The sequence below is a fragment of the Pedobacter aquae genome (assembly GCF_008195825.1).
Taxonomy (GTDB): Bacteria; Bacteroidota; Bacteroidia; order Sphingobacteriales; family Sphingobacteriaceae; genus Pseudopedobacter; species Pseudopedobacter aquae.
In genome coordinates, this window is record NZ_CP043329.1 from 2,687,711 (window position 1) to 2,701,442 (window position 13,732).

Consider the following 13,732-nt stretch of genomic DNA (forward strand, 5'->3'; position numbering starts at 1 on the left):
TATCATTTATTTGTGTTGCTGGCATTTTCTAATAACTTCATATAAACCGGTTTCCAAGCTTTCCAAACGCCAAAGTTGCTTAAAGACTCGTTATGCCAAAGGCTAATGAAAGTACCGTTTACATTTTTCACTTCCTGAATGAGCTTATTTAAAACTTCTGTAGCCTCCTGAGGTTTTAAACCGAGGTAGCTTCTTAAAGTTTGATCCATCACTACAGTGGGAAAAACTTTTAAACTGGTGCTACGCTCTGTTTTTAAATTATACCAATAAAAAGGGGTACAAGTTCCTGCTCTAAAACCTATATCATCGGCGTAAGCCATAGAATAATCTTCTGTTATACCGGCTTCTAAAAGATTCTCAAAGGTTTCTGGCAAATTAAATTTCAAGTAATGTTGCCTGCTTTTTTTGATAGGATGTTGAATAATATCTTCTAAAGCTTGTTTTTCTTTTAAAACTTCTTCTTGGTGGATATGACTTTCATAAGATGGATGAATACCTAGCTCATACCCCAGCGCTAACTTGCTTAAAAGTTTTCTAAACTTTGGGTTGTGGTTATCAGGCGCTACATCAAACTGATGTTTATTCCCCATTAAAATAAAATATTGGGTTTGGGTTTGATAATATTTATCCCACTGAGCAACTTGCTTATAAACATCAAAAGGATCTGTGAATTTTCCTTTTAACAAGGATTTAAACTGTTTTAAAATCCTCCTAGTAAATTTCTCTGTTTTAAAATAATAAGGTCTATCTATATCTAAGGTGGGGATAAACTTGAATTGGCGTTTTTGAAAAGCTAAATCAGGGTAATAATTGTGTATAATGTTTAAAATATCATAAGCCCAAATATCTATTACTGGTTTATGTAAAAATGAATTTGCTTTCGAGATGCTATATTTTGCTGGAAAACGTCTGTGCTGGTCTCGCCCTTTATTGGTATATTCCTCGTATCGGCTTAATAAATAAAAAGAAGCAGCAAAAACATCAAATGGCATAACCGATGATTGTACAGGGAAAAATACTTGCACATCATGATAATCTATACTCACTAAATCTTGATGTTTAAGTCCTAACTCATCTAAAAGACCATAAGACTTAAAATGGATTTCATCAGCTAAAGCCTCGGGAGCATAACTTATTTTAGGCCCTTGATAATTAGAAAACGTAGATGCATCATCCAGAACTTGGTGGTTAATACCCAACACCTGGCTAAACAAGAAATCAAAAATATATTGTTTCCTGCTATTTAGCTTGGGTGTATAGATGAGCAGTTGCATGGCTAAAAATAGAGATAATATTGAGATTTCTTACGAAAATCAGAAGATGATAATTTCATCAGTTATTTGATAATCTGGAAGTTACTATTAAGTATTTTATTTATATTTGTTTAACCTCGAAAAAACATCTCGCTTAATTACAGAAATTTTATTAACTCAAGTCCACGTATAACCCACGTATACCCCACCTTTTATCCACGTTTTATCCATACTTCCTTCGAAGCTCCTCCTGAGCTTCTCCAATCCCCCTTAGGAAAAATGGGGGTATTTCTCGAACAAGTCTCGAACATGGTGCGAAGAAGGTGAAAAGCTGAAAACTTTATTATCCGCAAATCGCTTTATAATTTTGAAGAATGTTATAGGAAAACCTCTAGCTATTCGTTGTTTTGGTTGGTCTTACTTCTACTTTACTAGGCAATACTCTTGGGTGCATATTTAATAAATCTACCACCATTTGGCCCATGTCTTCGGGTTGTATTTTCCATGCATCTTTTTCAGTATTGGGTTCATGCTCGTTAAAATGGGTAGAAACAGAACCTGGCATAATGGTACTTACTTTAATGCCGTATTGCCTTAAATCTAACATAATAGCCTGCGTAAAACCTACTAAACCAAACTTGCTAGCATTATAAGCTGCACCACCAGCAAAGAAATTTGTTCCTGCTAAACTGGCAATGGTAAAAATATAACCTGTGGTTTTCTTTAACTCTGGCAAAGCCGCTTTAATGCTATAAAATACCCCTGTTAAATTGGTGTCTATAGTATCATTCCAATCAGATACGGATAAATCTTCAATACTAGCAAAATGCCCAACACCTGCATTGGCAATTAGAAAATCTAATTTGCCCCATTTGGCTATCATTTTATTAATGACTTCTTGTTGAGATGAAAAGTCTTTAACATCGGCTTCTAAAGCCAATACATCATGACCTAATTTCTGGGCCGCTGCCTCTGCACTAGCCAAACTTCTACTGGTAATAGCTACTTTTATACCTTGTTTAAGTAAAGCTTCTGCAATACCAAAACCTATACCTTTGCTTCCGCCTGTTATGAGCGCTACTTTATCTTGTAATTTTTGCATTGTAAATGTTTTAAGCTATTAAAACAACCTTACAATTAAAGTATTGTTTAACAGAAAAAACATTCTATCATTCAAAAGTAAAAAAGCGCCAGTTTTAATCTAAGAACAACACTAAATACTAGCCTATAACGTATTTAAAATGAGCATCTTCGAATGTTCATTTTAAGGTTCAACAAAGGGGTTTATCTTTTAAAAGCTAAATCCCTTTTTGTTTGGTTAAAGCCTGTTGAAATCATTTATATTTGTTAAACATGAATTTTAAAATAGAATCTTATTACAAACCTACCGGCGACCAGCCAACGGCCATAAAACAACTGGTTGAGGGCGTTAAAAGTGGAGAAAATTATCAGACACTGCTTGGCGTAACTGGTTCTGGTAAAACTTTTACCGTTGCCAATGTAATAGAACAAACACAAAAACCAACTTTAATATTAAGTCATAATAAAACATTAGCCGCACAGCTTTACGGAGAGTTTAAGCAATTCTTCCCTGATAATGCGGTTAACTATTTTGTATCTTATTATGATTATTACCAGCCAGAAGCATTTTTACCAACAACAAACACCTATATAGAGAAAGACTTACAGATAAATGAGGAGATAGAAAAACTACGGTTGAGAACAACATCGGCTTTAATGTCTGGCAGAAGAGATGTTATTGTGGTATCTTCTATTTCTTGTATTTATGGTATGGGTAATCCCGAGGATTTTTCAAACTCGGTTTTTAGATTTGGTGTTGGTACTCGCATCAGCAGAAATGCTTTTCTGCACCGTTTGGTAGAGATTTTATATTCTAGAACGACCTTAGAATTTAAGCGTGGTACTTTTAGAGTAAAAGGCGATACGGTTGATATTTATCCGGCTTATTTAGATTTAGCGTATCGTATTTCTTTTTTTGGAGATGATATTGAAGAAATATCGGCTATAGACCCAGCATCGGGTAAAACCCTAGAAAAAATGGACCAAGTAGCTGTTTTCCCAGCCAATTTATTTGTTACGCCAAGAGATAGATTTACCAGTGTGCTCCACCAAATTGGGGAGGATATGGAAAGTAGAAAAAAGCAATTTGAAGGCGAAGGTAGATTTTTGGAAGCCAAACGTTTAGAAGAGCGCACCAATTACGATATGGAAATGATGCGTGAATTGGGCTACTGCTCTGGTATAGAAAATTACTCGCGTTATTTTGATGGTAGAACACCAGGGATGCGCCCTTTCTGTTTATTAGATTATTTTCCTGATGATTACTTAATGGTGATTGATGAAAGTCATGTTACCGTACCGCAAATAAGAGCCATGTATGGCGGAGACCGTTCTAGAAAATTATCTTTAGTAGAGTATGGTTTTAGATTGCCTGCTGCCCTAGATAACAGACCTTTAAACTTTAATGAGTTTGAGAACCTTGCCCCACAAACCATTTATGTAAGTGCTACACCCGGAGATTACGAGCTAGAGAAAACAGAAGGTGTAGTGATAGAGCAAGTGATAAGGCCAACAGGCCTATTAGACCCCTTAATTGAGGTGAGGCCAGTGATAAACCAGGTGGATGATTTGTTGGATGAAATAGATAAAACCATTAAATTGGGCGACCGTATTTTGGTAACTACCCTAACCAAAAGAATGGCAGAGGAATTGGCCAAATACATGGATAGGTTAAATATTAAAGTACGCTACATACACTCTGAAGTAAAAACTTTAGAACGTGTAGAAATTTTGCGTGGCCTCCGTTTGGGCGAGTTTGATGTTTTAATTGGGATTAACCTTTTAAGAGAAGGTTTAGATTTACCAGAGGTTTCTTTAGTTGCCATTTTAGACGCCGATAAAGAAGGTTTCTTACGGTCTGAACGTTCTTTAATACAAACCATTGGTAGAGCCGCCCGTAATGACAGAGGCCGGGTTATTATGTATGCCGATAAGATTACCGATTCTATGCGGATTACCATGGAAGAAACCGAACGCAGAAGAGAAAAACAAATTAAGTATAACGAGGAGCATGGTATTGTACCTAAAACGGTTGGCAAATCTAGAGAGGCTATTATAGAGCAAACATCAGTAGTAGATTTTAAAGGTGGTGTACAACAAACTTATGTGGATAATGCAGAAGTTACACTAGCTGCCGACCCAATAGTACAATACATGACCAAGGCACAGCTTAAGAAATCTTTAGATAATACTAAAAAAGACATGTTAGCTGCTGCAAAAGATATGGATTTCTTACTAGCTGCTAAGCTAAGAGATGAAATGTTTGCTTTAGAAAAAATGATGGAAGAGAAATTTGGAAAGTAACATTTCCTACATAAAAAAGTCTTATAAAACATAAAAAACTATATTTGCAATCATGGGCGGATTATTAAAATTTATCATTATAACCATTTGTGTACTTTATATTTTAAGGGTATTAGCTCGTATTTTCTTGCCTTTTTTATTCAAAAAAGCGATACATAAAATGCAAGAAAAAATGCAGCAACAACAAGGTGGTGCATATCAACAACAAACAAAACCAGAAGGAAAAATCACGGTAGACTATATACCACCTCAGAAAAAAGAACCTAAGCTAGACAATGCTGGCGATTTTGTGGATTATGAGGAGGTAAAGTAATCTTAATTTTAACCACAAAGGGTGCAAATATTTAGGACTTTGCTTTATGCACTCCTTTGTGGTTAAATTTTTAAGTTTAAAATGGGACACAATCCAAGGCAGTTTTAGCTAAAACTACGTTATCAGATGTGCCAGAACTGTAATTAATACTAAACTTAAGTTCAGAGGCATTAATACTAGTAATTGTTAAATTATACGTGTTAGTACTACTATTGGCAGCTGTACTTATTAAGGTGATGCTTTTTCCATCTTCGCTTACTGTATAAGTTAAATTTCTACTGTTTCCTTCAAAACCCCAAGTATCAATAACAGAACCATCAGATTTAAACTCCCAATAAGAATCCTCATTAAAACATCTTGAAGTGTTAAACGATTGATAATACCATTTTCCACTTGTCAATAATACTGTCACTCTTTCTTTTTCAGATTGCTCTTCATCTTTTTTACAAGAAGTAAATACTAATGCTGTACTTATAAACAGCATAAATAGGATAGTTGATTTTTTCATAATTATTGTTGTTTGATTTTAGTTACGAATATTTAAAGGTTTGATAGTTTTCTTTCATAGTGCTGGCTTTATTACTCATTTCATTTTAATATTTATGAGAAAATAAACCTGACATATCCAGAAAACATCTTTAGAAATACAGGGGTTTATTTCGCTTAAAAAACAAGTAATCTTTGTCGCAAAAATACAGGCTTAACCATTTACCTTACCTACCCCAAACGGGTAGGTAAATTTTATTTGAATTCACTTAACTCTTAAAGCTTACTTAAATTTTATCATCAGGTTTTTATTATTCATTAGCTCTTTAAACCAAGACCTCTTCTGCTTTTTGAGTAGGCCTTTTTTATTTTATATCCTCACATACCTGATATATCTTGTATTTTTCTATTTTTGATGTTCAACACTTATAAATTAAAATGAATTGGTTTAAGAAGAATGGTATACACTTGGCTGTCATAGGTGTATTTGTAATTTTATGTTTTATCTATTTCGCACCTGCTTTCCAAGGAAAAGTTCTGGTACAGAATGACGTTTCGCAGGCTAAAGCCATGCAAATGGAAATCATGAAGTATAAAGAAATAGATGGTAAAGCACCATTATGGACAAATAGTATGTTTGGGGGAATGCCATCTTACCAAATTTGGGCTACTTATCCTAAAAATATTACGACCTATATCATGACAAGCTATAGAGCCTTGTTTCCAAACCCGGTGGATATGGTATTATTATACATGTTAGGAAGCTATTTACTTTTTAACGTTTTATTAGGTCTTTATAACGATAAACAAAAAAGCCTAAATGCTTATTTAGCCGCTATTGGTGCATTGGCATTTACTTTTTCTTCTTATAACTTCATTATTATAGAGGCAGGACACGGTAACAAAGCATTAGCCATAGGCTTCTTTGCCCCTGTTTTAGCTGGTATTTTACTAACCCTAAGAGGCAGATACCTATTAGGAGCTGCTTTAACCGCATTATTTATCGCTTTAGAAATTAGGGTTAATCATATCCAAATGACTTATTACCTATTCTTAGCCTTATTAATTTTGGTGGGGATAGAGTTTTACCATGCTTACAAACAAAAGCTTACTAAAGATTTCTTCAAATCTATAGGCTATTTAACAGGCGCTGTACTTATTGCTGTTATTATTAACGCTAGTATGTTGTGGACTACCTATGAGTACGGCCAATTATCTATCAGAGGGAAATCTAATTTAACCAGTACAAATACCCCTGCTAATACAGGTTTAGATAAAGAATATGCTTACCAATGGAGCCAAGGAGTAGGAGAGTCTATCACTTTCTTAATCCCTAATGCTTACGGAGGCGGTTCAGCATCATTATTAGATGAAAAATCTGAGGTGGTAAAAAATCTTACTTCAAAAGGGATAGACATCAATCAATCATTAGACTTTGCTAAACAATTACCCGGATATTGGGGACCAAAGCCATTCACCTCTGGACCGTGGTATTTTGGTGCTTTTGTATTTTTCTTATTCGTTTTAGGATTATTTATTGTTAAAAGTCGTTTAAAATGGTGGTTATTAAGTGCAACGCTCTTGAGCTTGTTCTTATCATTCGGAAAAAATTTCAGTCTTATTTCTGATTTGTTTTTTGATTATTTTCCGCTCTACAATAAATTTAGAGCGGTAGAGTCTACCTTGGTAATAGCCTCTTTATGTATTCCAATTTTAGCTATTTTGGCTTTCGCCGAGATTTTAAAAGCAGACAAAGACCAAAAAGCTATCTTAAAAGCTTTAAAAAACACCAGTTATATCTTAGGCGGAATTGTAGTTGTTTTACTAGCAGTACCAACTTTATTATTCAGCTTTAAAGCAGATAATCATCAAGATTTTATTACCCAACTGAACCAAGTAACCGGCGATATGTCTTTTGCTACTAGCATTGCACAATCTTTAGTAGAAGACAGAATTAGCTTATTTAAAGCCGATGCTTTAAGAACCTTAATTTTTATTGCCGTAGGTGCTGGTATTTTATGGGCTATCATCAGCAAAAAAATCAATACTACTTTAGGCACATTAGCTATTGGAGTTTTAATTGTTACAGACTTATGGGCTGTAGATAAACGTTATTTAAACAACGAAAACTTTGTTGCTAAAGCGGTTATAGATCAACAATTTAAAACCAGAGAGGTAGATGAATTTATATTACGTGACCCAGACCCAAATTACAGAGTTTTAGATTTAACTATCCCAACTTTTTCTAGCGCAAATGCTACATATTTCCATAAAACAGTAGGCGGATACCATGCTGCCAAGCTTAAAAGATTTCAAGAAGTTATTGAAAAACAATTTACAGGAAGTATGAATCAGGATGTTTTAGACATGCTGAACACCAAATACTTTATTACACCAAGTAAAGATGGGCAAAACACTTCTATGCAAGTAAACAGCACTGCATGTGGTAATGCTTGGTTTGTAGATAAAGTACAGTTTGTTAAAAATAACGATGAAGAGATGGTAGCCATCAGTTCTTTTGATCCTAAAAAAGAAGCTATCATCAATGATGAATTTAAAGCTCAACTAGATGATAAAAATTTAGGTACAAGCTTTAATGGAAAAATTAATTTAACAAGCTATCATCCAGACCATCTCAAATATGAATATTCTATTGGCAAAAGTGCACTAGCTGTATTTTCTGAAGTTTGGTATCCTAAGGGTTGGAAAATGTATATAGACGGCGAAGAAAAGCCATATATAAGAGCTAATTATTTGCTTAGAGCAGCCAAATTACCTGGCGGAAATCATACTTTAGAGTGGAAATTTGAACCAGAGTCATATTATTTTGGAGAAAAAATTTCGTTAATTGGTTCAATACTATTATCTTTAATCTTAGCTTTTGCATTTTATAAAGAGAGAATACAAAAGTTGAAAGCTTAAACCAACCAGTAAAAACCTAAAATCCCGATGCTAACCACATCGGGATTGTTGTTTCTAGACGTTTTTTTTAAACTATTTTTTCAGTATTGATTTCATCGTAATGATGAAGTGATTAAAAATATTAGGCCAAAAACCATAATATTTTTGAAGAATCAGGTAACGTTCTTTTAAACTTTCTCTATGCCTTTGTTTAGAGGCCCCGCCTTCTAAAAACTTAGCCACATACATTTGGGTGTTTACAATATGTTTGGCTTTTTTCGCAATTTTCAGAATCCAATCTATATCTCCGCTTAAGCGATATTGCAAATCATAAGGTTGAGCTAATGCTCTTTTCACATAAATAGCTTGATGGCCTACATTCATCCCATACTTAAAACTTTTCCAAGAGAATTGCTCTGGTATAAGATGTTTCCGAGGGCCTAAACTTTCTAACTTCTCATTAATACGCAGTGTTTCTCCGTAATAGATATCAGCACCATCAGCGCAAGCGAAAACTTTTTCTACAGTATCTAAAGCATATATCTCGTCGCCAGAGTTCATAAAAAGAACATAATCTCCAGTGGCAACAGCCAAACCTTTATTCATAGCATCGTAAATACCTTTATCTGGTTCAGAATTAAAATAAAACAAGTTATCTTGATATTTTTTAATCACATCAACCGTTCCGTCTGTAGAAGCGCCATCAATAATAATATATTGTATGGGCTTATAAGTTTGGTTTAAAACAGAAAGCATAGTTCTTTCTATATGCTTTGCATCATTATAAACTATGGTAATAACAGATAAAAGAGGCTTTTCTTTTTGCATAAGCAATTTTAAGGGCTTTTTTATTAGCAGCGAAAGCTAATTAAATATTTTTAAATTTGTGCTTCATGCAACAATTAGAAAATATATATAAATCCTTTAATTGGTTTTTCTCCAATCTGATAAATACAATTTTTTCTTTTTGTAAGGTTTTTCTTATTTCTGGTTTCAACCAAAAAATACACAAAACAACTCCTCATGATAGCTGTATTATTTTAGGTAACGGTCCATCACTTTCAAATTCATTAAAAGAATATCAAGACTATTTAGCTAAGTATTCATTGGTTTGTGTAAACCTTTTTGCCCTAACACCAGAATATGAACAGCTAAAGCCAGCATACTATGTCATGCATGACCCTGCGTTATGGAAAACAGAATTACCTTTGCCACAAAAAGTTTTTGCTGCTGTAAAAGAAAAAACAAATTGGCACATAACCCTGTTTTTTCCCTATAGAGCGAGAAAATCGGCTTTTGTACGAGCTCTAAATTCAGAACATATAAAAGTAGTTTACTACAACTATACTATTTTTAAAGGTTTTAATGCTATTGCCTTTAGCTTATTTAAACAACAATTGGCTATGCCACAAAGCCAAAATGTTTTAGTAGCCTCCTTATTTCTATCTATCAACTTAAGATATAAAGAGGTTTATGTTATTGGAGCAGACCATACCTGGCATGAAAACTTAATTGTTAATGATGAAAATATACTTTGCTTAAAAAATGTTCATTTTTATAGCGAGGGTGAACAAGTTTCTTATAAACCATTTTACAAAGGTTTGAACACGCAAGAAACCTTTAAAGTATCAGAGATTTTTGAAAATTGGACAAAAGTTTTTAGAGGTTACGAACATATCAAAAAATACGCAAAATACTGCAATACAAATATTTACAATGCTAGCCATGTTTCTTTTATAGACGCATTTGAAAGAAAAAAAATATCATAATGGAAACATTGTTATTAAACCCAATATCGCTTTGGCTAAGATGGCTTTTTACTAAAGCTGTTTACCTTTTTAAAAATAGAGGTAAGCATCTTAAAATAGAATATATGGTAGAGCTTAGTAGTTGTACTTTTGGTTCTTACAATACCATTTACAAATATACAAGACTTAGAAATAGTACTATAGATAGCTTTAGTTATGTAGCTCGTAATACTTTAGTACAACATGCTAAAATTGGCAAATTTTGTTGTATTGGCCCTCATGTAAGTATAGGCTTAGGTGCGCATCCAAGTTCTCAATATGTATCTAGTCATCCTTTATTTTATTCGATCATTGGTCAAGCATCTGGTTTAACACTGGTAGAAAAAGAACTTTTTCAAGAATATCAAGAAACGATTATAGAAAACGATGTTTGGATAGGTGCACAAGTCATTATTAAATCGGGTGTTAAAATAGGAAATGGGGCAATTATAGCTTCTGGCTCTGTAGTTACCAAAGACGTTGAACCTTATAGTGTGGTTGGTGGTGTACCGGCAAAATTCATAAAATATAGATTTGCTCAAGAGCAAATAACCTTTCTACAGAAATTTAAATGGTGGGAGCAAAATTTAGATTGGCTAAAAGAACATAAAGATTTATTTCTTGATGTGGATTTACTGATGAAAAATTTAATCGTTAATAGCTTGGATAGAAAGGAATCTTATAAAACAGGCACTATTGGCTCGCAAACCATTAAAGGAAGCATTTATTCTTACTTAGGAATCATCATTGGCTTTTTTAGTGTTACTGTTTTACGTTCTCACGGATTGGGGCCTGAAGAAAATGGAATTTTAGATTTAATTCTGTCTTTCACCATGATTTTGGCCCAACTGGGTTCTTTAGGCTTTTTCAATGCCAGTATCAGATGCTTCCCCTATTTTAGAGACGAAACAAAAAACCACAACGGTTTTATGTTTTTATTACTAGCAATACCTTTTGTTGGACTTTTACTTTTCACCTTACTTTTTTACTTAGGTAAATCTGTATTACCTGTGGAAAGTAATTTCACTACGCTTTTTCAAGATTATACGCCTGTTATACTGGCACTTACTTTAGGTACGGTTTTATTTAATGCCTTAGATACTTTTAACAGAACGGCTTTATTAGATGCCGTTACGGGCTCAACACTAAAAGAATTTGTACAAAAACTTACCGTAGCCATAGCTATGGGTTTGATGCTTTATTTTACCTTACCTTTTCCATTATTTCTATGGATTTGGGTATTGGCAAATCTCATCCCAACTGTATGGATATTTATCAAACTGTACAGGAAAAAAGTTTTTAACCTCAAACCTGATTTTGCATTTTTAAATCCGGAAATGGTTAAGATGCTGAGTAGTGTGAGCTTATTTGCTGTGCTTACGGGTTTCACCACTATGATTATCCAATACATTGATAAAATCATGATTAATGAGATGATTAATACTTCCTTAACAGGAATATACAGTATCACAGCATTTTTTGGCACTGTTGTATTGATGCCTTCACGTATCATGTACAGAATTGGGGGCATCATCATAGCAGAGAAATGGAAGGTTCATGATATTGATGGGATAAAATCTGTGTACAAGAAAAGTTGTATCAATCAGCTTTTAATTGCTATGCTGATATTTATTGGCATTTGGGCCAATATTGATAACGTATTTGAGATGATTCCTAAAGAATACGAGGCCGGTAAATATGTGATTTTATTCATCAGCCTTTCTGGCTTAATAGAAATGGCAACCGGCTTTAACGGTGTTATCATTGCCACCTCTAAATATTATAAGTACGATACTTATTTCTTTTTAGCACTTATATTCATCACGATAGCTACCAATTATATTTTTATCCCTATTTGGGGGATAACCGGCTCTGCTATGGCAACAGCTTTGGCTACGTTGTTATTTAATTTCTTTAGATACCTTTTCTTGGTTATTAAGTTTAAGATGCAACCTATGGGCTTAAATAACCTTTTTATACTGATGATAGGCTTGTTTACCCTCTTCATTATTGGTTATTTACCAAAACAATCTTTCTTTGTTTGGGATATTATCTTACGCTCGGGTATCATCACTCTAGTATATGTAAGCAGCATTTATGTGCTTAAACTAGCTCCAGAAATGAATACCATCATTGATAAATATAAAACCAAATTATTAAGCTAAAACGGCTTATTTCAACTTAGCCAATGCTTCTTTTAATTGCGGAATTTTAGCTGCAATTTCATCGGCAGAACAAGCGCCAACAGATGCTCTATACCAACACATATCATTGGTACCAAAAGCAGAAAAAGGTACTAAAGCAATATTAGCTTCTTTTATTAAATAGAAATTTAAATCTATAGATGATTTTAAGACCTCGCCTTCTGGTGTGCTTTTGCCTAAATAATCAATTTTTAAGGTAAGGTAGATAGCGCCCATAGGTTCAATAGCATCTACTGCAAAACCTTCGTTTTTTAAGGCGTTAATACCTTTATAGAGTGTATCTAAACTATTTTGTATGCGGGTTTTAAAATCTCCTAAATAAGTATCAACAGCTAAAGTATCTTTTAAATACTTGGCCATAGCTACTTGCTCTGCCTTTGGAGCCCAAGCACCCATGTGACCAACAATAGCCTTCATTTTATCGATAATTTCTGCCGGACCAAAGCCCCAGCCTACTCTTACACCTGTTGCTGCAAAACATTTTGAGCTACCATCAATAAAAACGGTATAATCTCTTAATTCTGGAAATAAAGTTACAGGGTCTACATGTTGATGTTCGCCAAATGTTAGTTGAGCATATATTTGATCGTAAAGGATGTAGAGCGGTTTCTCTCCTGCGGTTCTGCTTTTATTTTCTGCAATTACCAATTCGCAAATCTCTCTAAGCCCTTGTTCAGAAAACATAGTACCCGTTGGGTTTAACGGGGAACATAAAGCCAATAAACTAGCGCCTTTTAGATGTGGTTTTAACTCGGCAGCAGTAGGCATGAAATTATTCTCAGGCTGGGTAGCTACACTAATTCCATGAGCGCCTAATAAATGAACGTAATGGTTATTATTCCATGATGGAGCAGGAAAAACTACTTTATCTCCGGCATCAATCAAAGCTAAATAAGTGGCATAAATAAGCGGACGAGAGCCTCCAGAAATCAGAATTTCATTTTTTGCCGCGTAATCTAAACCCATTCTGCTTTTCAAGAAATCAGAAACGCTTTCTCTTAAAGTTAAAACACCATCTGCAGGTGGGTAATTCGTCTGAAAATCAGCGTAAGCGTCAACAATATTACTTTGTAGCTCAGCAGGAATAGGATATAATTGAGCATCAAAATCACCGATAGTCAAATTAGCTATTTGTGCTCCTTTGGCCTTCATTTGGTTTACTTCGCCTGCTATTTTTATAATCTCTGACCCAATTAAGGTTTCTGCTAATACTGATACTTTCATTGTTATTTTGGAATTACGATTGACGATTTTTGATTTTTCCTTGCGCTCGTTTCTAAAAAGTGCTAAATATGGTTTTGCGATTCTATCGCAGCTTTATTTTGAATTACGATTGACGATTTTTGATTTTTCCTTACACTCGGTTTTATTTTCTTGCGCTCGTTTGTAACGAGTGCTTAATAT

Annotated in this window: 10 protein-coding genes and 1 pseudogene; 6 read left to right on the forward strand and 5 right to left on the reverse strand. The window is 34.1% G+C overall.

Annotation, left to right across the window (positions count from 1 at the left end; all coding sequences use genetic code 11):
• Positions 1 to 2: 2 nt before the first annotated feature.
• Entirely contained in the window at positions 3 to 1,274 is a 1,272-nt protein-coding gene (locus FYC62_RS11795; RefSeq protein ID WP_149075062.1) for a polysaccharide deacetylase family protein, read from the reverse strand.
• 370 nt (positions 1,275 to 1,644) lie between these two features.
• Positions 1,645 to 2,355: an SDR family oxidoreductase gene (locus FYC62_RS11800; protein ID WP_149075063.1), complete on the reverse strand. Its 711-nt coding sequence runs from the start codon at positions 2,353 to 2,355 to the stop codon at positions 1,645 to 1,647.
• 251 nt (positions 2,356 to 2,606) lie between these two features.
• Here FYC62_RS11800 and uvrB point away from each other — a divergent pair, with 251 nt between their 5' ends.
• Together uvrB and FYC62_RS11810 are read left to right on the forward strand one after the other, a co-directional pair.
• Positions 2,607 to 4,637 (forward strand): excinuclease ABC subunit UvrB, encoded by a 2,031-nt coding sequence (uvrB, locus tag FYC62_RS11805; protein WP_149075064.1) that lies wholly within the window; start codon positions 2,607 to 2,609, stop codon positions 4,635 to 4,637.
• Between the two features lie 52 nt (positions 4,638 to 4,689).
• The gene (locus FYC62_RS11810) at positions 4,690 to 4,950 is read left to right on the forward strand and encodes a DUF4834 family protein (RefSeq protein ID WP_039448842.1); all 261 of its coding nucleotides are present in this window, start codon (positions 4,690 to 4,692) and stop codon (positions 4,948 to 4,950) included.
• Between the two features lie 76 nt (positions 4,951 to 5,026).
• Here FYC62_RS11810 and FYC62_RS11815 read toward each other — a convergent pair whose 3' ends face one another.
• Positions 5,027 to 5,458: a hypothetical protein gene (locus FYC62_RS11815; RefSeq protein WP_149075065.1), complete on the reverse strand. Its 432-nt coding sequence runs from the start codon at positions 5,456 to 5,458 to the stop codon at positions 5,027 to 5,029.
• Between the two features lie 416 nt (positions 5,459 to 5,874).
• On the opposite strand from FYC62_RS11815, the gene FYC62_RS11820 reads away from it, so the two are divergent.
• Complete coding sequence (locus FYC62_RS11820) at positions 5,875 to 8,358, forward strand: glycosyltransferase family protein (RefSeq protein ID WP_149075066.1); 2,484 nt, start codon at positions 5,875 to 5,877, stop codon at positions 8,356 to 8,358.
• A 72-nt stretch (positions 8,359 to 8,430) separates the two neighbouring features.
• On the opposite strand, the gene FYC62_RS11825 is transcribed toward FYC62_RS11820, so the two are convergent.
• Positions 8,431 to 9,165, reverse strand: coding sequence for a glycosyltransferase family 2 protein (locus tag FYC62_RS11825; RefSeq protein WP_149075067.1), 735 nt, complete (start codon positions 9,163 to 9,165; stop codon positions 8,431 to 8,433).
• A 65-nt stretch (positions 9,166 to 9,230) separates the two neighbouring features.
• Between FYC62_RS11825 and FYC62_RS11830 the strand changes: the two genes are divergently transcribed.
• From FYC62_RS11830 to FYC62_RS11835, 3 genes and pseudogenes are all read left to right on the forward strand, one after another.
• Entirely contained in the window at positions 9,231 to 10,106 is an 876-nt protein-coding gene (locus tag FYC62_RS11830; protein WP_149075068.1) for a 6-hydroxymethylpterin diphosphokinase MptE-like protein, read from the forward strand.
• 395 nt (positions 10,107 to 10,501) lie between these two features.
• Positions 10,502 to 10,661 (forward strand): annotated as a pseudogene (locus FYC62_RS18185) (DapH/DapD/GlmU-related protein); the annotation flags it as partial.
• Between the two features lie 101 nt (positions 10,662 to 10,762).
• Positions 10,763 to 12,289: a lipopolysaccharide biosynthesis protein gene (locus FYC62_RS11835; protein WP_394348905.1), complete on the forward strand. Its 1,527-nt coding sequence runs from the start codon at positions 10,763 to 10,765 to the stop codon at positions 12,287 to 12,289.
• Between the two features lie 6 nt (positions 12,290 to 12,295).
• Here FYC62_RS11835 and FYC62_RS11840 read toward each other — a convergent pair whose 3' ends face one another.
• Positions 12,296 to 13,552 carry a pyridoxal phosphate-dependent aminotransferase gene (locus tag FYC62_RS11840; RefSeq protein WP_149075070.1) on the reverse strand — a complete coding sequence of 419 codons (1,257 nt, stop codon included), beginning with the start codon at positions 13,550 to 13,552 and terminating at the stop codon, positions 12,296 to 12,298.
• Positions 13,553 to 13,732 lie beyond the last annotated feature (180 nt).